The 21,332-nt window shown below is 64.7% G+C and carries 18 protein-coding genes and 1 pseudogene; 3 read left to right on the forward strand and 16 right to left on the reverse strand.

Annotation, left to right across the window (positions count from 1 at the left end; translation table 11 throughout):
• Positions 1–10 precede the first annotated feature (10 nt).
• The 11 genes and pseudogenes from AC630_RS25785 to AC630_RS25840 form a co-directional block, all read right to left on the reverse strand.
• Positions 11–1,426 carry a TolC family protein gene (locus tag AC630_RS25785; RefSeq protein ID WP_074121223.1) on the reverse strand — a complete coding sequence of 472 codons (1,416 nt, stop codon included), beginning with the start codon at positions 1,424–1,426 and terminating at the stop codon, positions 11–13.
• Complete coding sequence (locus AC630_RS25790; protein WP_074121224.1) at positions 1,423–1,719, reverse strand: hypothetical protein; 297 nt, start codon at positions 1,717–1,719, stop codon at positions 1,423–1,425. Before AC630_RS25790 ends, AC630_RS25785 begins: the two co-directional genes overlap by 4 nt.
• Positions 1,720–1,772: 53 nt before the next feature.
• Positions 1,773–2,186: a hypothetical protein gene (locus AC630_RS25795; protein WP_245330515.1), complete on the reverse strand. Its 414-nt coding sequence runs from the start codon at positions 2,184–2,186 to the stop codon at positions 1,773–1,775.
• A gap of 136 nt (positions 2,187–2,322) precedes the next feature.
• Positions 2,323–5,497, reverse strand: a pseudogene (locus tag AC630_RS25800) (efflux RND transporter permease subunit).
• Positions 5,494–6,924, reverse strand: a complete 1,431-nt coding sequence (locus AC630_RS25805; RefSeq protein WP_074121287.1) for an efflux RND transporter periplasmic adaptor subunit — start codon at positions 6,922–6,924, stop codon at positions 5,494–5,496. Before AC630_RS25805 ends, AC630_RS25800 begins: the two are co-directional and overlap by 4 nt.
• Before the next feature lie 84 nt (positions 6,925–7,008).
• Positions 7,009–7,401, reverse strand: a complete 393-nt coding sequence (locus AC630_RS25810) for a FixH family protein (RefSeq protein WP_074121226.1) — start codon at positions 7,399–7,401, stop codon at positions 7,009–7,011.
• A gap of 100 nt (positions 7,402–7,501) precedes the next feature.
• Positions 7,502–7,870: a hypothetical protein gene (locus AC630_RS25815; RefSeq protein ID WP_074121227.1), complete on the reverse strand. Its 369-nt coding sequence runs from the start codon at positions 7,868–7,870 to the stop codon at positions 7,502–7,504.
• Positions 7,871–8,051: 181 nt separating this feature from the next.
• Entirely contained in the window at positions 8,052–9,080 is a 1,029-nt protein-coding gene (locus AC630_RS25820) for a TRAP transporter substrate-binding protein (RefSeq protein ID WP_074121228.1), read from the reverse strand.
• A gap of 148 nt (positions 9,081–9,228) precedes the next feature.
• Positions 9,229–9,993 (reverse strand): hypothetical protein, encoded by a 765-nt coding sequence (locus AC630_RS25825; RefSeq protein ID WP_074121229.1) that lies wholly within the window; start codon positions 9,991–9,993, stop codon positions 9,229–9,231.
• Positions 9,994–10,205: 212 nt separating this feature from the next.
• Complete coding sequence (locus AC630_RS25835; protein ID WP_074121231.1) at positions 10,206–10,649, reverse strand: hypothetical protein; 444 nt, start codon at positions 10,647–10,649, stop codon at positions 10,206–10,208.
• A 29-nt stretch (positions 10,650–10,678) separates the two neighbouring features.
• Positions 10,679–14,098, reverse strand: a complete 3,420-nt coding sequence (locus AC630_RS25840) for a CHAT domain-containing protein (RefSeq protein ID WP_074121232.1) — start codon at positions 14,096–14,098, stop codon at positions 10,679–10,681.
• Between the two features lie 26 nt (positions 14,099–14,124).
• On the opposite strand from AC630_RS25840, the gene AC630_RS25845 reads away from it, so the two are divergent.
• Positions 14,125–15,165 (forward strand): dienelactone hydrolase family protein, encoded by a 1,041-nt coding sequence (locus AC630_RS25845; protein ID WP_245330516.1) that lies wholly within the window; start codon positions 14,125–14,127, stop codon positions 15,163–15,165.
• A gap of 13 nt (positions 15,166–15,178) precedes the next feature.
• On the opposite strand, the gene AC630_RS25850 is transcribed toward AC630_RS25845, so the two are convergent.
• Together AC630_RS25850 and AC630_RS25855 are read right to left on the reverse strand one after the other, a co-directional pair.
• Positions 15,179–15,952, reverse strand: a complete 774-nt coding sequence (locus AC630_RS25850; protein WP_074121233.1) for a hypothetical protein — start codon at positions 15,950–15,952, stop codon at positions 15,179–15,181.
• 16 nt (positions 15,953–15,968) lie between these two features.
• Positions 15,969–16,157, reverse strand: coding sequence for a hypothetical protein (locus tag AC630_RS25855; protein WP_074121234.1), 189 nt, complete (start codon positions 16,155–16,157; stop codon positions 15,969–15,971).
• Between the two features lie 253 nt (positions 16,158–16,410).
• On the opposite strand from AC630_RS25855, the gene AC630_RS25860 reads away from it, so the two are divergent.
• Positions 16,411–17,385 (forward strand): DUF2336 domain-containing protein, encoded by a 975-nt coding sequence (locus AC630_RS25860; RefSeq protein WP_074121235.1) that lies wholly within the window; start codon positions 16,411–16,413, stop codon positions 17,383–17,385.
• Positions 17,386–17,450: 65 nt separating this feature from the next.
• Here the strand turns inward: AC630_RS25860 and AC630_RS25865 are convergent, their stop codons facing one another.
• From AC630_RS25865 to AC630_RS25875, 3 genes are read right to left on the reverse strand one after another with little or no spacing between them, the layout of a single operon-like run.
• Entirely contained in the window at positions 17,451–17,795 is a 345-nt protein-coding gene (locus AC630_RS25865; protein WP_074121289.1) for a DUF1491 family protein, read from the reverse strand.
• A gap of 57 nt (positions 17,796–17,852) precedes the next feature.
• The gene (locus tag AC630_RS25870) at positions 17,853–18,554 is read right to left on the reverse strand and encodes a peptidoglycan-binding domain-containing protein (protein WP_074121236.1); all 702 of its coding nucleotides are present in this window, start codon (positions 18,552–18,554) and stop codon (positions 17,853–17,855) included.
• Positions 18,547–20,457 (reverse strand): PAS domain-containing sensor histidine kinase, encoded by a 1,911-nt coding sequence (locus AC630_RS25875; RefSeq protein ID WP_143198313.1) that lies wholly within the window; start codon positions 20,455–20,457, stop codon positions 18,547–18,549. Before AC630_RS25875 ends, AC630_RS25870 begins: the two co-directional genes overlap by 8 nt.
• A 383-nt stretch (positions 20,458–20,840) precedes the next feature.
• On the opposite strand from AC630_RS25875, the gene AC630_RS25880 reads away from it, so the two are divergent.
• Entirely contained in the window at positions 20,841–21,275 is a 435-nt protein-coding gene (locus tag AC630_RS25880; RefSeq protein WP_074121238.1) for a DUF5330 domain-containing protein, read from the forward strand.
• Positions 21,276–21,332 lie beyond the last annotated feature (57 nt).

Raw genomic sequence — 21,332 nt, forward strand, 5'->3', positions numbered from 1 at the left:
ACACCTCCGTTCAATTGGCGCCGCCGGCCGCCTGGGCGACCAAGGTCAATCCGGATTCGCCGCCGCCGTTCACGGCGTTGCGAAGCTCAGCCTGGGCGAGGAAGAAGTCCCGGTTAGCGTCGATGGCCGCGCGCTGAGAGGCAATGCGCTGCCGGACCTCGACGAGCAGCGCGAAGACGTCGTCCTGCATGGCGCTGAAGCGAAGCTGCATCTCCTCCGCGATGATCTTTCGCAGCGGCAGAACCTCGCGCTGGTAGTGGCTGGCGATATCGTAGGCCGATCGATAGGTGCGGTAGGCGTCGCGCGCTTCCGAACGGACGTTGACGGCCTTCTCGGTCAGACGATTGAACGCCTGGTCGTAGATTGCAGCCGACTGCCGCACGCGGACCTCGCCGCCGTCCCAGATCGGGATCTGAAACTGAACGTCGAAGCCGCGCTCGCGGAACGACGGGCTCTCCGGATCCTTCGTGCGACGATCGATGCCGGCGACGTCGAGCAGCGTAACGAATCGCGTCGCGGTGGTGAGATCGAGCGCCTCGGCAAGCGCTACGACTTCCATCCGCGCGATCTGCAGGTCGATCCGGTGCGCGATCGCATCGACCTCGACTGACGGCAGCGCCCGCGGCTTCTTCGGCAACGCTGGCAGCTTGTCTGGAATCCGGAATGCGAGGCCCCCGCCCCACAGACCCAGGAGGCGCGTCAACCGCTCGCGCGAACTGGAAGCCTCTTGCCTCGCGGTCGCCAGATCCGTCGTCGTCTCGGCGTAAAAGACCTGCTCGCGGGCCTGGTCGAGCTTGTTCAGGGATCCGGTCTCGCCGAGCCTCTTCGCGAGTGTCGCAATCGATTCCGCGGTGGCCTTAGCGTCGGTTAGCAAGGCCGACATCTCGTTGGCGGCGACCGCCTTGAAGTACGCGCGGCGGACGTCGGCAGCGACGCGCAGCGTCGCCAACGCCGCCCTGAGCTGGGCCTGCCTGAAGCGCTCGCGCGCGATATCGCTGCGCAGTGGCAGCGCCGCGAGCGCGAGAATATCTCCGACGACCTGCCGCTCGATCTCGCTCGCGCCATTGCCCGCGATCCGGGACACCGAGAACGTCGGATTCGGCGGCAGGCTCTGCTCGACCATGTCGGCTTCGGCCAACGCCAATTCGTTGTAGGCCGCTTGCAGCCCCTTGTTGTTAAGGAACGCCACCTGCACCGCGTCGTCCGCGTTGAGCGCGCGGGCGAGCAGCCGCCGGACGATCGCTTCCGCGCGCTCGGCCTCGTCCGCGGACCGCACGAAGGCGGTCTCCTTGGCCTCCTTTGCGGCCGTCACCTCCGACACCGCCGAGAACCCGCTGTCTGGAGGGAACGATGCGCATCCGGACAGAAGCGTGGTGGACAGCAGGACCAACATGCCGAATACGGGCTTTGAACGAGCTACCGTCATCGTGCGCCGCCTTCGTCCTTCGCGCCGGGCGCTACGGCGTCGTTCCGTGCCTTCCAGGGCGCCGGTGCTGAAGGCCGCGTGCTGGTATACGGGGCGGTCGCCGAACTGTAGGCGACGCCACGCACCGGCACCGAAGGATCAGCCGGGTCGACGCCGGCCAGGCGGGACGTCATCGGCTGGCAACCGGCCAGCGCGGCGGCGCCGATCGCGACTACGACGGTGAGTACGGATATGCGATGCCGATCGCGCGTCGCCCCAATGGCGGAGCAACTCGCTGAAAATCGCGAAAACATGGGTCTTCCCCGATCTGTCGATGGTCAAAAGCGCGCACACGCGCAACCGCGCGCTACGCACCGGCTAATGACTTCGAGATCAGGCGATGGGGGGGACGATAAAGGCGCGCCGGCGCTTCGCCGCGCAGGCTCCGGTCTGCCTCGACCGAGCAGATGGAAACGTGCTGGACCGGCGTCACGACCGACAGAATGTTGGTCGGGATCGCGGGTACGCAGAGCATCGCGCAGCATGGTCCGGGCCCGCTCTTGCCGTGGCCGTGACCGCCGGCATTCGACGCGTCGGATAGATGATCGTGGTGCTGCGATGTACCGGCATGGGAATGATCGGCCGAAGCAGCCGCGTCGTGCGCATGTACCATGGCCGCCGGCAGATCGTCGAAGCATGGAGCCGGACCGGAGCCGAGCGCCAGCGCAGCGCCCGGCGCAAGCACGCAAAAAAGATAGAGCAGAGCGACCAAACGCCCCACCCATTTCCTTTTCGCTCTGGTCAGCCTCCAGGACATACTCTCACACATCCGATTCTGTTGGACACTATGGGGAAAATCAGGTTCCGCCAAGTCCCTGACGGCGTAACTCTCCTACTCTCTCGCAGCATGCTCTAATTCAAGCTGCCTCGGGCACGTCTGACGAGGCACGGTTCGATATTTCGCCGGCCTCCTCACCGTCGCGGGGAAGCCTGCGCTCCTTGACCAGTCCGAAAATCGCAGGAATCACGATGAGCGTCAGCAGCGTCGATGACATCATGCCGCCGATCATCGGCACTGCAATGCGCTGCATGATCTCCGATCCGGCCCCGGTACTCCACATGATCGGCAGCAGTCCCCCCCATGATGGCGACCACCGTCATCATCTTGGGCCGCACGCGCTCGACCGCGCCCACCATGATCGCATCGTGGAGATCGCGGCGCGTGAGAGGCTTCCCTTCGACGTCGCGCCTGGCCCTCATCTCGGCCAATGCGTGATCGAGATAGATCAGCATCACGACGCCCGTCTCGGCCGCGACGCCGGCGAGTGCGATGAAGCCGACGGCGACGGCGACAGACAGGTTGAAGCCGAGCCACCACATCATCCAGATGCCGCCGACCAACGCGAACGGCAGCGACAGCATCACGATCAGGGTCTCGGTCATCGTCCTGAAGTTCAGGTACAGCAGCAGGAAGATGATCGTGAGCGTCACGGGCACCACGATCTTCAGGCGGGCGGCGGCTCGCTGCAGATATTCGTACTGGCCGCTCCAGACGACGTAGGTGCCGGCGGGAAACTGGATGCTCTCCGCCACGGCGCGTTGCGCATCGGCGACGTAGCTTCCGATGTCGCGATCCCGGATGTCGACGTAGACGTAGGTCGCAAGCTGGCCGTTCTCCGTCCGGATGGACGTCGGCCCCCGCGCCGGCTCGATCTTGGCGACCTCGCCGAGGGGCACGGCGCCTCCCGCCGGCATCGGCACCAGGATGTCGCTGGCGATGGCCTTGGGATTGTCTCTGAGGTCACGCGGATAGCGCATGTTCACCGTGAACCGCTGCCGGCCTTCCACTGTCGTCGTGACCGTCTGACCGCCGAGGGCAGCCGCGATGGTATCCTGAACGTCCTGCATCAGGATGCCGTAACGGGCGAGCGCCTCGCGGTCCGGCACGATCTCGAGATAGTACCCGCCGATGCCGCGCTCCGCGTAGGCCGACGAGGTGCCAGGGACGGTCTTGATGACGCGCTCGACCTGCTTCGCGAGCCGGTCGATCTCGACGAGATCCGTGCCCATGACCTTGACGCCGACCGGCGTGCGGATGCCGGTGGACAGCATGTCGATGCGCGCCTTGATCGGCATGGTCCAGGCGTTGGAGACGCCCGGAAACTGCAGCGCCCGGTCCATCTCTGCGATGAGACTGTCGACGGTGACGCCCGGGCGCCACTGCTCCCCAGGCTTCAGGCTGACGACAGTTTCAAACATCTCCGTCGGGGCGGGGTCGGTCGCAGTCGCGGCTCGTCCCGCCTTGCCGTAGACGGAAGCAACCTCCGGGAACGACTTGATGATCCGATCCTGCGTCTGCATGAGCTCGGCCGCCTTGGTGACCGAAATGCCGGGCAGCGTCGTCGGCATGTAGAGCAACGTCCCCTCGTTCAAGGTCGGCATGAACTCGGTGCCGAGCTGCCGCGCCGGCCAAACTGTCACCGCAAGCACGACGAGCGATGCCAGGACCACCAGCGTCTTGGCGCGGAGCACGCGCTTGATCACGGGACGGTAGATCCAGATCAGGAAACGGTTGACGACGTTCCTGCTCTCCGGGACGATCCTGCCGCGGACGAAGATCACCATCAGCGCTGGCACCAGGGTTACGGACAGAAGTGCCGCTGCGGCCATCGAGAAGGTCTTCGTGAACGCCAGCGGGCTGAACAGCCTCCCCTCCTGCGATTCCAGCGTGAAGATCGGCATGAACGACACGGTGATGATCAGCAGGCTGAAGAACAGCGCTGGGCCGACCTCGGACGCGGCGTCGATCAGGATCTGCACGCGCGACTGATCGGGCCTGGCCCGCTCGAGGCGCTTGTGCGCGTTCTCGATCATGACGATCGCGGCATCCACCATGGCGCCGATTGCGATCGCGATGCCGCCGAGGCTCATGATGTTCGATCCCAGCCCGAGCAGCTTCATGGCGCCGAACGCCATCAGCACGCCGACCGGCAACATCAGGATCGCGACGAGCGCGCTGCGGACGTGCAGCAGGAACACGATGCAGACGAGCCCGACGACGACGCTCTCCTCGAACAAAGTATGCTTGAGGGTATCGATGGCCGCGTAGATCAGATTCGAGCGGTCGTAAACCGGTACGATCTCGACCGACTTCGGCAGGCTGCTCGCGATCTCCTTGAACCGCTTCTTGACGTTTTCGATGACGTCGAGCGCGTTGACGTCGAACCGCTGCAGCACGATGCCGCTTGCGACCTCGCCCTCGCCATTCAGCTCAGCGATACCCCTCCGCTCGTCCGGCCCGAGCTCGACGCTCGCGACGTCCCGCAGCAATACCGGCGTGCCGTTGCTCGTCTTCAGGACGATGTTGCCGAGATCGTTGATGCTCTTTATGTAGCCCTTGCCGCGGATGACGTATTCGAACTCGGAGAGCTCGACGGTACGCCCGCCGACGTCGGCGTTGCTGGCGCGGATCGCCTCCCGGATCTTCTGCATGCTGATGCCGCGATCGCGCATCCGCTGCGGGTCGAGGACCACGTTGTACTGCTTGACGAAGCCGCCGATGCTGGCGACCTCGGCGACGCCTTCGGCCTTGGCCAGCGCGAACTTCAGGTTCCAGTCCTGGATCGTGCGGGTGTCCGCCAGGTTCAATTCCCTGGACATGACGGCGTACTGGTAGACCCAGCCGACACCGGTCGCGTCGGGGCCGATGGTCGGGGTGACGCCGGCGGGAAGCCTGGACGACGCGCCGTTGAGAAACTCCAAGACGCGCGAGCGCGCCCAGTAGATGTCGGTGCCGTCCTCGAAGATCACGTAGACGAACGACACGCCAAAGAAGGAGAAGCCGCGCACGACCTTCGATTTCGGCACGGTCAGCATCGCCGTCGTCAGCGGATAGGTGACCTGATCCTCGATCACCTGCGGCGCCTGGCCGGGATACTCGGTGTAGACGATGACCTGCGTATCCGAGAGGTCGGGGATCGCATCCAGCGGAAGATGAACCAGCGCATAGAGGCCGGCAGCAGCAGCAAAGCCGGTGCCGAATAGCACGAGCAGCAGATTGCGCGCCGACCAGGCGATGACGCGTGCGATCATTTGTGATCTCCCATCGCATGGCCGGGGCCGGCGTCGGTAGATCGAGGCGCCGCCTCAGCGAAGCCCTTCAACGCCGCCTTCAGGTTGCTTTCCGCATCGATCAGGAAGTTGGCGGAGGTGACCACCGCCTCGCCATCGGCAAGTCCATCGCGCACCTCGATGTAGCCGCCGCCGCGCCGGCCGAGCTTGACCTCCCGCGGTTCGAAGCGCCCTTCCCCCTTGTCGACGAGGACGGCCTGCCGGCTGCCGGTGTCGAGCACCGAACTGTCGGGCACCGCGAGGACGAGTCCGGCATCGGCCGTGTCAATGTCGGCGTCGACATACATGTCCGGCAGCAGCACCGCGTCCGGATTGGCGAGTTCGATCCGGACGCGAACCGTCCTTGTATCGCGGTTCACCTGCGGATAAACGATGGCGATCTTCCCGGTGAAGGTTCGGCCGGGAAAGCTCCGCGCGCGCACCGCCACCGACTGCCCGACCGCGATGTTGCCGAGGTCGCGCTCGGCCACGTCAACCAGCGCCCAAACGACCGAGGTGTCGGCGATGCGGAACAGCACATCGCCGGGATTGGCCCGCATGCCTTCGATCGCGTTGCGCTCAAGAACGATCCCGTCGCGCGGCGCCGACCAGCGCATGGTGACGGGCGCGCTGCGCGTCTTTTCCATCTCCGCGATGACAGGCTCGGGAACGTCGAGATTGACCAGCCGCTGCCGCGAGCCGCGGCCGTACATCTCGACTCCGCCGACCGTTTTGGAGGTGATCGTTGCGAGATATTCCGCCGCCGCGGAAGCGACTGCCGAACTGTAGATTTCCATCAGCGGCTGGCCGGCCATCACGCGCGCGCCGGTGGTCACGTCCGCGACCTTCTGGACAAAGCTTTCGGCGCGCATCGCGATCACCGACACGCGTCGCTCGTCCAGTTGAATCGTACCGGGCGCCTTCACCAGGACCCGAATCGATCGCCGCTCGGCGCGCTCGGACTTCACGCCCGTGCGCTGGATCTTGCCGGGCGAAAGCTTCACCACACCGTCGTCGGTGTCGTCGCCTTCATAGACGGAGACGTAGTTCATCCCCATCGAATCCTTCTTTGGCACGGGCGAGGTGTCGGGCAGGCCCATGGGATTGCGGTAGTAGAGGATTTTTCGCGCGGTAGCCGCCTGCTGCTGCGGCTTCGTTTCCGCCGGCATCGCCTGGTCATCGTCGTAGACCGGCAGGTAGTCCCACCCGCGGTCGTCCTTCTTCGGACCCGTGGACCAGAGCGGCGCGCCGCTTGGATCGCGGTAGTAGAGCGGAGTTCGGTCCGCCGCCGCAGCAGCCGGGATGACCTCCAGATCAGCCGGCCGGCGCGCACCGTTTGAAGACCAGTAGCCGCCCAGGGCCAGGCCGCCGCCCAGCGCAAGAGCCGTCAGGAGACGCAGCGTTTTCATGGCGTGTATCTGCGCGCCCGGGAGCGCGCGTCCGTGTGAATGGAAGGGAGGAATATCGGGCGCCGTCGGGCGGCGCCCGAACACTCACTTGATCGCCGTGACGATCACGTTGCCGGTGACGGTCTCCGGTTCGCCCTGCACCTTCACTGACAGCGTCATCTGGTAGCGGCCGGCCATCGGCAGGTCCGTCCTGAAGGCGTACACGCCCGGCTCCTTGGAGGGCAGCGGCGCGACCGCCGATTCCATCTCGGCCATCCCATCCGGGGCCATGTCGACGCGGGTCTTGAAGATGACTGCGTCCGCCACCGGCTTGCCGGTTTGCTTGTTGGTCAAGCGAACGGAGAGCGTGACGTCGTCGCCCTTCTTCATCTGCGGATTGACCGCCTCGAAGGCGTAGTCGCCGGCGCCCGCGATGGCGGCCGACGCGGCAAGCGAAAGGGTGGCGGCGAGAGCCGCGGCGCTGAATTTGGAAAGCATTGTCCAGTCCTCATGAATTGATCTCGGCCGTGGCGCATGGAGCGCGCACGTCAGTCGTCGTCGCGAGCAGTCGTGCCGCTCGCGTCTCAGGCTTGCGAGATCAGATTCGAGGAGGTCGGAAGGGAGGACTGCCGCCGCGGAAGGAGACGACCTGATCCGCGGGAATGACGATCTTGCTCGCGGCAGCGGCGAGAAACGCGAAGGCAATGGGCCTGACGTCATCGAGCGCGATGGTCCCGCCGACGCAGCAGAAGCCCATCCCGCATTTGTAACCGCCAGTGTGGGAGCCCGTCCCCTTCATGTCGTCCGCACAGCAATCGTCCATCGACATATCGGCATCGCCGCTCATGTGCATGGTCGTCTGCATGTCATCCGACGACATTGCGAGGCTAGCTGCGGACGCGCCAACCGGCAGCATCGCCAAGGATATGGCGATTGCGAGTGCCAGGATGGTACGGACGAGCCGCATCGATATTGACTTACCTCTCGGGGCCGGAGCGCTGCCTGAGTAGCATATTCCGGCGCCAAAAACAGTCCTTGATTCCACTCAAGCGTTCGTGACAGACGCCCCTTGCGCACAGCCGCCTTGGGCTCGCGACGTGCCGGTTCGGACGCTCGAGCCAAAGCTTTCAATCGGCAAAACTGAACCACTATTGCTGATTCGCCCAATCCAGAATGGCAACAGCCTCAGGGCCAACTTTCGTCTGCCAAGCAGCGATAGGACCGCTTCCGGCTTTCTTGAGGGCGGCAATGACAGCGGGCGGCGCAGGCTCGTCGATGCTCACCCCGTTGGCGCGCATCCGCTGGTAGTTCTCGACGGTACGATTGGCTAATAGCTCGATCTGGCTTTTTTCCGTCTCGGCGGCAGCCACTTCAACCTTGTTTTGCGTCTCCTTGGATAGCGCGTCGAAGCTGTCCCGGCGGACGAATGCTATCGAGATCGGAATGGCGTAGTTTATTGGCGTAAAGTGGTGCAGGTCGTCCCAAAGCTTCCGGCCAGCTCCGCCATCCCCGGAAGTCAGGATCGCATTCAATTTGTGCTCCTTGACCTTAGCAATAGCCTCGTTGAACGGAAGATATTCCGCCGTCGCACCCGCCGAGCGCATCACATCAGCCGAGGTGCTGTCATAGGTTCTCACCGCGAGCGTCCGCAGGTCATCCAGGGTTTTGATCGGCTGGTCGGACCAAATTCCGGTCGCAGGCCAAACGGTTATGTAAAGAAGTTTCAGGCCCCGCGCTGCGAGCGCGCGCTCATAAAGCGGGCGGGCTCTCGCAGCCACCACTTTCGCTATATCGACCGATTGGACGACAAATGGCAGCGAAGACAGGCCGAAGATCGGGTCGGACGACTCCAGCGGTCCGGCGAACGCATCGCCCCCATCGATACGATGTTCCTGCGCTGCTCGGAGCATTTCACCCGAGCTAATTTTCAACTGATTGTCGAAGGCGTTCGACGTCGTGACAGACCCCTGTGTGCTCGACGACAGGAGTCTTCCAAATGTCGCCAGCCCAACCCCGGAGATGTTGCTCTCTGGATATTCTGTAGCCATCTTCCACTGGGCCTGCGCAAAAGCCGGCACAGATGGCTGCCCCACGGCCAAAGCAATCGCACAGACTGTCGCAAGGACGATACGGTCAATCCACGCCAGGCGCGCATCGCGCCTCGTCCGATCATGCATGTTTGATGCTCCTGCTGAAGGGACGAACCGATTCAAAGATTGAAACAAGATCCATACATTGCGCCGTCGCCGCAGACGATAGGCGCCAGCACCTGGGCGAACATCCGCCGACCAGTCCGGATTAATGGGTTCACGGCCTGACAACGAGCTATCCAAGCAGGCCCTTCAGGCCCGCGTAGATGGAACCGACAGCCGTCGCGGCAACGCCGGCCAGCGGGCCGACAGTCTGCATCAGATCCTGAATCAAGCGGGCGCGGCGGCGAAGGTGTTCCTCGCCAACATGCTGCCCTAGCAGCCGCGCCACCCTGAAGGCGAAGGCGTTCGGCTTGCCTCCCTGGCTCAGCACGCGCGGCAAGACCTGGAAGATCACGACGCCCAGAATGTTTCCGGAAACGAAGGCGAGCAGGATGCTCACTCCGTATTCGAACACTTCGCGCCATTCGACCCACACCGTCGGCAGGATCGGAACTCGATCATGGATGCCGGTGACCGTCAGCATCGCCAGGATGCTGACGCTCGCAGCCAGAAACGCCAGCACGAACGCGCCCAGCGCCGAGACCCTGTGCAGGGGATATGCCAGGAGCCCGAACAGCAGCGGGATGACGATCGACGCGATCCTGAGCGGAATCGGAGAGAGGTTGAAGGTGATGGTCACGAGGACATGCGCGACCGTCAGAAGCACCGACGGGATCACCACATAGAGAACCGCATGCGTTCCAAAATAGCTCGACGGATTCTTGTATCGCTCGAGCCGGATGTTGACCCGGTCGAGATCACGCCTGAGCCTGTCGAGATCGGCGACGATGTCCTCGATCTCGAGCAGCGTCGGCCGCACGACGCGCAGATCGCGCGAGCAGTGCTTGCACGCGATGGCCTCGTCCTTGATCGTCTCGGCGCAGAACGGGCACTCCATCGCTAGTGCGACTTCCTGCGCCGCATGATGGCCTCGACCTCGTCCCTGGCTTGCCTCAGCTCCTCACGCAACTCCTCCCGCTTGCGCAGGAGATCGTCCCGTTCCGCGATCAGCGTTGCGGGAACGGCAATGTCTCGCCCACAGGACGCGCAAACCAGCGCATCCCCGGCGTTCTCGGATTGGCAGTAAGGACACCTCACTTCACAGACACCTCATTTGGGCGCGACCTTCAGGGTGAAGATGGTGGTGCCCGGCCGGCCGTCACTGTCCTTGATGTCGACGCGGACCGTGTATTCGCCCGGCGGCAGTTCGGCATCCTGCATGTTGATGCCGTCGGCCTGGACGAACGGCTTGACCCGCGGAGTCAAATCGACGTTCGGCGTGCGGAGGAAGATCACCTTGACCGACCCTGGATCGATCTTGGCCCCACCGAACGACTCGAATTTCAATTGAAGACGCAGAGGCGAGCCGACAGAATCGCCGGGCGAGATGAACTCCACCTTCGGGCCGCGCATGATCCCGCGCCGGTCCGCCGCGATCGCGCCCTTCGGCGGCGGCAGCTGGGCTTCCTCTTCCGTGATCAATTGCGTGGCGCGCGACGGTCCCGAGCACAACAGACCGACCACAACGAGGCCCAGCAAGATAGTCCGCTTCATTTTCCGTACCCCCTCCCTTCACCCGATTTTCAACGCACGCCGCCGTCACCGATGATCGTGTACGGCGCCCAGAACAGCGGATGCGCATAGGCAAACTCGGTCTTGCCTTCGCTGTTGAGATAGCCGGAACCATCCACAAGGGCCATCATCGCCTGCCGCAGCGCTTCGCTGCGCGACAGTTTTGGATCGTCCGCCTGCCGCTTGAACAGATCAGTTACCAGCTGCCGCGCCGATTGCGAATGCACCGACCAGTTCGTCACCAGCAAGGCGCGCGTTCCGGCGTAGAAGAATGCACGGCCAAGGCCGGAGGCCGCCTCGGCGCCGGCGCCCGCGCCCGCGCCGGTGTTGCAGGCGGACAGGATGACCCAGTCCGCATCGAGCTTGAGGCTGAGAATCTCCTCCATGGTCAGGAGGCCGTCGCCGCCCTCGCCCGTCACCGCCGGGGACGACAGAGCGAGCGCCGGCTGCGTCAGTCCGTTGAGCTCACCGGGGACGAGACCGTGGGTCGCGAAGGCCAGGATCCTGAAGCCGGAGAGGTTCATGGTCTTGACCGCGCTCTCGGTCGCGCTCTTGCCGAGGAACAGCACCTTCGAAGGATCCGCTTGCAGCGCCAGCGCGATCGATTTCAACTCGTCCGCAGTGTCAGGAAGCCGGGGCAACAGACCGATCTCGGCGCTGTCGACACCTTCGAGCTTCGGACTGTTGCGCCGCTTCAGCGGCCCGCCGCGCGTCGTGTTACCGCCGGCGTCGGCGACCTGAACCTTCTCCCCGCCCCCTTCTGCCTCAGCCTGCTGATCCCTGTTGAAATAGGGATCGCCGAAGGCCACGAGGTCACTGCGGCCGGACTTGCCCGGCGGCAGCTGCCGCAGCGTGCGTAGCGCCGCCGCCGAGGGCACCGTCGACACCGCATGGGTTCGCGCGAGCCATGGCACGTTGCGATAACCGATGAAGAGCGGATCCTCGTCCGCGGCCACCTCGGCCGGTGCCGTCGGCCACAGCGAAAGCGGCAACAGGCCGAGCGCGCCATTGGTCACAACGATGAGATTCCTGGCCGGCTTCCATCCGCTCTCGACCGGCTTCAGCAGCAGCTCATAGAGCTCGTAGCCGAGCTTGAGATCGAACGGCGGAATGTCCGAGATCATCGCAGCCTGCGGCTCCAGCGCTTCACGCAGCTTGCGGATCTTGGTCTCGATGTCGCCGATCTTCGCCTTGACGGCGGCGAACGCCACCGGGCCCGACTTGGGCACGGCCCAGACGAAGCTGCCGTTCTGGCCGAAATAGAAGGACAGCATGGCCTCGTTGTCGGAAAGCGTCGCCCGGATCTCCGCAACGCTGGGCGGCTTGGGCGAGACGAGGTCGGCGTAGGTCGGGAATTTCTGCTTGATCTCCTGGCGTGCCTTGTCGCGCTCCCCGCGCAAGGCCGCGATCGATGCCTGGATCTGTTGAACCCCCTTCTCGTCGCGTTGCGCCGAGGGAATGGCGAGGACGTTGTTGAGCGTGCCGAGCTGGGCGTTGACCTGCTTGGTCAGATCCTGCTCCTTGCGCACGATCTCGGCGAGCGCGGGATCCTTGGCCGCCGCGCGCGCGCTCGAGGCAGCCAGTGCCTGCTGCACGGAACGGCCCCGGATGGCATCAGCCAGACTGAAAGTCTCCTCGCCGACGCCGCTGCCGGTCCCCTCGGCCCGCGCGAGCAGCAACAGATAGCTCTCGACGATCGTTTGCAGCCGCTGGCTGCGCGCGGCCACCACGGTGGTGTTCTCGTCGTCGGCGTTCTCATTGGCGTTCGCCATCATGATCGGGATGGCGGCCTTGAATTCCCGGATGGCATCGGCGTCGCGCCTTGCGCGCATCAGACCGACCGCCAGCGTGCCGCGCGCCGACGCGGCATCGAAGTGATTTTCGCCGACCCGTCCGATCTGCTTCTTGACCAGCTGCTCAGCGGCGGCGATGCCGGCGTCCAATTGGCCGGAATTATAGAGCGCGAGGATGCGTGCTGGGTTGAGCTCGATGACCTGACGTCGCTGCGGCTCCCAATTGGCGATCGCCTTGTCGATCTTTGTGAACATCTCGTTGGCCTCGGCATTCTTGCGCTGCAGATTCAGAATGCCGGCGAGCGCGGACAACATCTGCACCGTCGATTGCGAGTCGTCCGGCACGCCGACCGTCTTGTTGATCTCGAGCGCGACGCGGCCCAGTTGCTCGGCTTCGTCGTAACGGCCCTGGTCGACCAGAATGCCGGCCAATCCCATCACGAAACGCGGCGTCACAGGATTGTACTTGCCGGTGTCCTTCAAGCGCGACAACAGCGCCCGGCGCGCGTCGACCTCGGCTTCGGCGAGACGACCCTGCCTCGCTTTCATGCGCGCCTGATTCAAAATCGTGCCGTCGACCACCTGCCGCAGAACGGTTTCCGCGGGCGGATTGTCCGACTCCAATACGCCCTTGTTGCCGGCGCGCTTGCGCACCTCCGCCGTGCGATAGGCGGCCTCGGCCTCGGCGAACTGGCCTCTCGCCTCAAAAAGCCGGCCACGGGAAATCTCGATCTCGCCCTCCCAGGTCTGGCCGAACCTGGCATAGGAGGCGCGCCACCCCGGAAGTCCGCTGGTGCGCGCCTCCTGGATCGCGGTCAGGCTCCGGCGCAGATAGGCCTCGGCCTGGGCGATGTCACCCATCTGGATGAGAATGGCCGCAACTGTGCGATTGGCGTTGAACTGATATCCCTTCGCGCCGGGCACGCCGACCGACTCGCGCAAGAGTCTCTGCATGACCTCGAGCGCACGCTTGGGATCACCGGCAAGAGCATATTGCTGCGACTGGAGCTGCATCATCCGCCCCATCATGTTCGGGCTCACGGCGCCGCGTCCCACCTCCACGGCCTTGTTGGCATCGGCGATGGACTCGGCGAGCCGGCCGAGCTGCGAGCGCGCATTGGCGCGATCGAAATAGAATTGCGCGAGATCCTCGCGGGACTCCTTCCCCGTCGGGGCGGCATCGGCGTCCGACTTCAGTTCCGCGATCATCTTCTCATCAGGCTTCTCGCCGTCGAGGATCGCCGTGATGTCGGAGATGCTGCGCGGCGGCGCGATGAAATCCTTCGGCAGCGCAGCGCCCGGATCCAGCTTGGGCGCCACCTCCTTCGGAAGTTCGACCGCAACGTTCGCGCGGCCGTTCGCGGCGCTGAGCGCGGCAAGCACGCACGCCTTTACCTGGGGCGAGGCCTTGGCGCGGCAGGCTTCGAGATTGGCTCCTCCCGCGGGTCCCCCGCCGGCACGCATGCAGGCCTGCACGATGGGTTTTCCGACGGTCATCCGGCAGTTCTCGATCGCCGCCTCCTTGGTCAGCGCGGCGGCTGAACCGGTCGATCCCAGCAGAACGGCGAGGGCCAGCAATTTCGGCGGCAGGGTGAAGTCCAGACGGCTCTTAAACGGATTCGTGGCGTCTAAGCTCATCTTGAAGGACCTTTGGGTAAAATGACTTGAAGAAACGAAATAATCCTATCCTTATGGCTTGGGAGGACAAGCGCCAATCAATGCGGTCGCGGGATATGCGCAAAAGAGTTAGCGACGGCGGCGACGACTTCCCCGGGCCCCGACGGTTCGTGCGCACGCTAATCGCGCTGCTCGCCGCATTGGTGGCGGGGCTGGATGCCAGCATAGCAAATGCCCTGGATAAACCACAACCAGAAGCTGTGCCCTGGAATACCGAGGCCATTTTCCGCGGAGCAACTGTCGCAGAGGATCTGGCTCTTCCCGACACACCAGAGACCGTCGACGAGCTCACCTCTCCGCGGATGGCCCTGCTCAAGCCGGTCGGGGCCGGCCCGTTTCCAGCGATCGTACTCATGCACCAATGTGCCGGGCTGAATGCGGCCGTTGCGGCCTGGGCGCGCGCCGCCGTCTCACGCGGCTACGTCGTACTGCTCGTCGACAGCCTCGGACCACGGAACGTCAAGAGCGTGTGCTTCGGTCCGAGAAACGGCGTTAATTTCTTTCGCGGCGCCAGGGATGCGCTGCAAGCCGCAGAACATCTTCGCAAACAAAGCTATGTCGACAGCAAGCGCGTCGCCTTCGTCGGCTTTTCCTGGGGCGCGATGGTGGGACTGCTCACCGCAAGCTCCCACTATGTCGGCGCGTTGAAGTTCGAGTCGGGGTTTGCGGCGGTCGCGAGTTTCTATCCCGGCTGCTTCCGCATCACACCGAAAGAGCGGCCGCCGTTCGACCTGGTCAATCCGGACATCTCACGACCCCTTCTGGTGCTGATGGGCGATGCGGACACCGAGACGCCCGCATCGGAATGCATCGACAAGTTCGATGCTCTCAAGCGAAGCGGCATCCCCGTGGAATGGCATCTCTATCCCGGCGCGACACATTGCTGGGATTGCCAGCAGCTCGACGGCTTCAGCAAGATCGACGTCCGCGGTCATCAGGTCGAGTATCATTTTCGTCAGGATCTGACCGACGACTCCCGGCGCAGGCTGTTTGAGTTTCTGGATCGCTCCATGTCGGCGCGGAAATAACAGATTTCGCAGATCAGCCCTTCACGACGACCGCGCGGCCATAGGGCGGCTGTGCCGCGACCGGCGGGTTGGCGGTCTGGGCGGCGAGCTCCCCGATCAGGCGGTCGGCATCGGCGGCCATGCCGTCGGGCGCCTGGATCACCAGCCGCTCGAGCGCCCAGCGGTAGGACGAGACGCGCTGCTCCAGGCATTGCTGCACCCACTGAACGATCAGCGAGTTCTCCTGCATACGCGCGACCGCGTCGTCCCTCTCCCTCGGCGACAGATCGGAGACGCGCGCCATGCTGGCATTGCGCTTTCTGTCGAGGTCGATGACGCGAATCGCGGAGGCGAAGAACGACTCGAAACGCGTGATGTCGTTGCGCACGTCCTCGATCAGCTGCGCATAGCGCGAGGAATGCGAGCGGTGCGGCTCGTCGATCAGCGTGCGTCCGTACATGGTGCGGTCGAACACGATCTTCTGCCGCCAGGGCGAGGGCAACGGCTTGTAGTCGCCGAACACGCTCTTCCAGGCCGGCCGCGACAGCGGCGGCTCGATCATGGGATAAGCGAGGTCGCGAAGCTGGCGCTCCTCGTCGGTGAGCTGGAACTGCGACGCTTGCAGACCAACGCTGGAGGTGACTTCAGCGCCCAGCCAGCGATGCATGTCGTCGCTGCGCATGTCGGCGCGGGTGCGGCCGAAATCGCCGCCGCTGCAGGCGCCAAGAACTACGCTCAGCGCCGCGCTTAGCAGCGCGAGCAGGACGGCCGATACGACAGGTCGGATCTGGCGGGTGGTTTCCGGCATGGCACGAAGCCGGATATCAGCGACGCCGACGACGGCGCCCCGGCGCTGTGCCCTGCTCCGGCCCACGATCGCCACTGGTTTCGTCGGTCTGGCGCTCGATGCGGATCACGGGGAGGATCAGAACCGTTCCCGTTTCCGTGCGCGGTGCGGCATCCCCGGACGAGCCTGCCCGGCGACCGGCCGGAAATTCGATGATGGTCCCCATGTCAGCTCTCTATCAATTGCCGCGCGACCAAACGCGCTCATGCAACATGCAGTCATTAAGATCAGTTCATGGTTAACGAGATGTAAACGTGCCGTCCTGCCCGTAACCGCACGGGCGGTCCACCCGCGTCCGTTGCGGCACGAAACACCTCAAAAGCATCGGTCGGCTTCACGCCTCGTTTTCCTTAACGAGCCTTTAAAAGAACCTGCGATACGTTCGCTGCGAGTATGTTTTCCAGGTCGCGTATCTCTCCATGACCAAGTCGCTGTTTCCCGGATTCGACGGGCTGATGACCCTCTCCCGTCGCGAAGGCGTCGACATCCGTCCGACGCTCTTGCGCGTGCTGACCGACCTCTATGTCCAGGCGAGCAGCCACAGCGAGGATGAACAGCGCCAGTTCGTCGAGCTTGCGACACGGCTGATCGACCAGGTCGACGATGCGACGCGCGCCGTCGTCAAGGCGCGGCTTGCGATCTATCCCTCGACGCCCGCCCCGATCATGCAGAAGCTCGGGCTCTCGGCCGCCCAGGAAGGCCGCCGGGTTCCGCTCGCACGCGAAATCCCCGCCCCGTCCCCCGCCCCCTCGCCGGTCCGCACGCCGACCGACGCCGAGCTGCGCATGGCCTCGAACATGGCGATGCAGCCGAAGGACGCGGCAGAGATCCACGACATGTTCTTCCGCGCCGGCGCATCCGAGCGCGCGCTGATCCTGCACAATCTGGCGCAGACCCCGCTCAAGGCCGCGCCGCGCATTCCGACCGTGCGCGCCGAGCGCGCGATCCAGATCCTCGAGATGGCGGCGATCGCCAATGATGTCGAGAATTTCACCCTCGAGCTCGGCGACAGCCTGATCCTGCCCTCGCGCGTCGCGGCCCAAATCGTCGACGATCCCGGCGGCGAAGCGCTTGCGGTCGCCGCCCGCGCGCTCGACATGCCGAGCCCGAACTTCCAGCGCATTCTGCTGTTCTTCAAGCCGGAGATCGGCACGTCGGTGAACAACGTGTACCGGCTGTCCCGGCTCTACGACCGCCTCAGCGACCGCGCCGCGCTGGTGATGCTGGCGGCCTGGCGCGACTCCGCGCTCGCAGTCACGCGCGCAAAATACCAGTCGTCGCTGCATGACGGCGAACGCCAGCGCGCGCGCGCAGGCGCAAGCCAGACGCGGCCGGGCGTGCAGCCCGGCTCAAGCCCAACGGTGCGGACGAGCACCGGGGGATCAGACCGCTAGAGGCCATTTCCGTTCCGATGGAATCGGAACGGGGCCGGCCTCCACTTCGCTTGAAAACGCTCTAGTCAGATTTTCGCCAGCTCGAGAAAGTGCCGCCCCGCGCGGTCTTCGGTCTCAACGATCCAGGCGTCGGGATCGAAGCGGATTTCCTTGGTCAGGCGCTCCTCGATGGCCTGCTCCGGCATCGGCTGCGGGCCGGCCGGCACGAAGAAGCGATCGATCGGCCGTCCGTCCTCATAGACGGTCTGCGGCGCCGGCACGTAGAGCATCGCATTGCCGTCGAGCAGCGATACCTTCACGAACACCGCGCCCGCCTCCTCGGCGCCGCGACGGCGCACCGCGCCGAATACGCCCTCGGTCTGGCACCGGCGCAAATAGGCTGAGACCCAGATGTTTGATTTCAAACGCATGAAGCGCACGATAGGCCAGTGCCGGGATCAGCACCAGCCTCCACGCAAGTGTGAAAACTATTCGACGGGATGGCCGATCGCGGCCCCGAGCTCGCGCAGCAGGCGATCAGACACCAGCCCGGTGACCTGCATCTTGTGCTCGCGCTCGAACTTCTGGATCGCGGCCTGAGTCTCGCCGCTCATCGCGCCCGTGACCTTCAAATTCCCATAGCCGTATTCGGACAGCGCGCGCTGCACGCCCGCGATGCGCCGCGCGGCCGGGCTCTGCTGCACCGGAACAGGTGCTGGCGGACGCGCGATGGCGACGGAGGGCGGCGTCGAAGTCGTTGCCTTGACCAGATTGGTCAGAGGATCGCTTGAGCGCGGCGCCGATGCGGGCGCCTCGACCGGCTTCTCCGGCGCCCTCTCGGCGGGCTTCGGCTCGGCACGAAACTCCGTCGCCTTCGGCTCGAGCGGCGACATGTCGGCGCCGACGGGACGCGGGCGCGGCATCGGGTTCGACAGCGCGGCGGATGATGGCGCAGGAAGATTGATCACGGTGCCGAACATCGGCGCCGGGTGCCGGCCGGTCTGGAGGAACAGCGCATTTGCAACGATGGCGCTGATGGCGGCGACCGCGACGAGGCCGGCCAGCGTATCCTTGGGGCTGTGCAGCAGAACGCGCAGCACGAGATTGCGCTCGGTCTCGATGTCGACGACCGCGGCCTTGGCGCCACGACGGCGCGGAACGGCTCCATCCTTTGCAGACTTCTTAGGCACTTTTCTTCACCAGAGCGGGTTGGTCCTGAAGTTCGTGAAGTTGGTCGTGATGTTGGTCTTTAAGTTGGTCTTGCAGTTCCTGGCGCGACACCGGCATCAAGGTCGCGATCTTGCTCTCGGACGCCCTTCTGTCGGACGTCCTGGCCTGCGGCGGCGCGTAGACGAGCGGCAGCTTGACGGTGACGGCAGTGCCCTCGCCGAGCCTGCTTTGTACCGTCAATTCGCCGAGATGCAATGCCACGAGACTCTTCACGATCGAAAGTCCGAGGCCCGTGCCTTCGTGACGGCGCTGATAGGTCTTGCCCGCCTGGAAGAACGGCGCGCCGACGCGCTTGAGATCGTCAGGCGCGATGCCGACGCCGGTGTCGCTGATGCACAGCGTGAGCTGCGAGCCCGACACCGCGGCGGCGACGGTGACCTGGCCGCCGCGCTCGGTGAACTTGATGGCGTTGGCGACGAGATTGAGCACGATCTGCTTGAAGGCGCGCGGGTCGCCGGTCATCATCGGCAAGTCCTGCGGCGCATCGGTGATCAGATCGATGCCGTTCTCCCGCGCCTTCAGCGCGAGCAGATTGCAGCAATGCAGCAGCGAGGCGCGAGGCGCGAACGGCTCCGACGCAATCTCGAAATTGCCCGATTCCATCTTGGACATATCGAGGATGCCGTTAACGACCGACAACAGATGCTGGCCGGAATCGTTGATGAGTTGGGCGTATTCCTTGCGCTGGGCTGCACCCAGCATCAGGGTCTGCTCCTGCGCGATCATCTCGGAGAAGCCGATGATGGCGTTGAGCGGCGTGCGCAGCTCGTGGCTCATGGTGGCGAGGAAGCGCGTCTTGGCGGCATCGGCGGCCTCGGCTGCGCTGCGGGCCTGATCGAGCGCCTGTTCCCCAAGCTTGCGGTCGGTGATGTCGCGCATCACGCCGACGACTTCGGCCTCCTCGGTAACGTCTCGTCCCAGATCCTGGTCGAGCGGCCGGCATCGCATTTCGACCCAAATGAAATTGACCTGGTCGCGCTCCGAATCGATCGGCTCGCGGCGCAACCGGAATTCGACGCTGCGCACCTCGCCGCGCGCGGCATCCGACAAAGCGGTGAGATAGGCCGGGCGATCGGCGACATGGACGCGGTCGAACAGGCCATGGCCGAGCAGTTGCGCGACGGGCATGCCGAGCATGGCTTCCACCGCCGGCGAGATGAACTGCACCGCGCCGTTGCGCTGATGCCGCGAGATCACGTCGCTCATGTTGCGCGCCAGCAGGCGATAGCGCTCCTCCTCGCGCGACAGCAGCGCGACGCTGGTGCGCGCGAGCGACTCCGCGCCGAAGGCAAGACCCGCGGCATAGAGCGTCGCCGAGGCGACGCCGAACGCCATCAGCACGCCGCGTTCTGCGGCGCTGGCGTCTGCGGACGGCAGCCAGCCGAGCTGGCTGATGAGGATCAGGATCCCGGCGCAAGAGAGCGCAAGCACGGAGGCGAAGGCAGCGACGCGGCGCGAGGCCGACAGCGCGGCCTCGAGGGGAACCACGACCAGCCAGATCGCGGCGAATGATTCGATGCCGCCGGTCGTGCCCGCGATCGCCATGACCAGGCCGGCGAGCGCCAGCGACGACAGCACATGCGCGCCTTCATAGCGGCCGGTGCGCGACAGGAACCACGACAAGAGAATCGGCGCGATCAGCCACGCGAAGGCGGCGACCTCGATCGCGCTCGGCGCGCCGCGCATGGCGAGATAGACGGGAAATGCGGCGAAGGCAGCCAGGCTGCCGAGCAGCCGCGGCGCCATGAAGGCACGATGGCGCGCTCGCGTCAGCGCATCGTAACGCGCGGAGGGATGCAGCAGCGCATCGAGACAATCGCGGATGATACTCAAAACTGTCACGGGTCTCGCGCTTCGGCTCATTCGTCAAAAGACGCGCCGGAACGCCTCCTTGTCGTGGAGCCACCGTGTCAGAGCGATCTTAAACGAGTGCTAAGGCGGCGCGGTCCTTCGCCGGACACGGTGTCATCGCGTGGCATTTTAGACGATTTGACGACGTCTTCCGTGGGGATGGTGAACACAGGGTTTCGCGTTGTCCCTCATGGTTTCGAATTGGTGGATATGCGGGAGGCGGAATCGCGGGCGCGGAACGTCAACCAAAAATTTACGAGACCGCGGCTTGCGAAGATTTTTGCGTAAATTTTCCGCAAATTAAGCTCAAGGCAATTACTTGCGATTTATCGAGAGTTGCTAGGTCCGACGCCTGCGGGGATCGCCGCGGCGGGATCTAACATACAGGTCGCAAGATGCGCTTTCTGCTTCGCATCACATTCTGGCTCGGGCTGGTGCTGGTGCTCCTGCCGCGGGACAAGACGCCGGAATCGGAGAAGCTGCCGCAGATCGGCGCCGCCGACGCGGTCCAGGCTGCGACCGCGGCCGTCTCCGACATGAGCCAGTTCTGCAAACGCCAGCCGGCGGCCTGCGAGGTCGGCGGACAGGCTGCGACGATCATCGGCCAGCGGGCGCAGGACGGCGCGCGCAAGATCTACCAGATCATCAACGACAAGAAGGAGCAGATCCCCAACGACAAGAATGAGAAGAATGAGAAGAAGGCTCCCGACCACACCGGCGCGATCGCGCTGGCCGGCGAAGGCGATACGGCATCGAGCGAGGCGCCGCACGACACCTTGACCCAGGACGACCTCGCCCTTGAATGGCGCGGGCCGACGGCTGCGAATTAGGACAAGCGTGGAGCTAAATTGGTGCGAGCCTGATTTACCTCTCCCTGCGGGACCCTA

It is taken from the genome of Bradyrhizobium sp. AS23.2 (assembly GCF_001908185.1).
Lineage (GTDB): Bacteria > Pseudomonadota > Alphaproteobacteria > Rhizobiales > Xanthobacteraceae > Bradyrhizobium.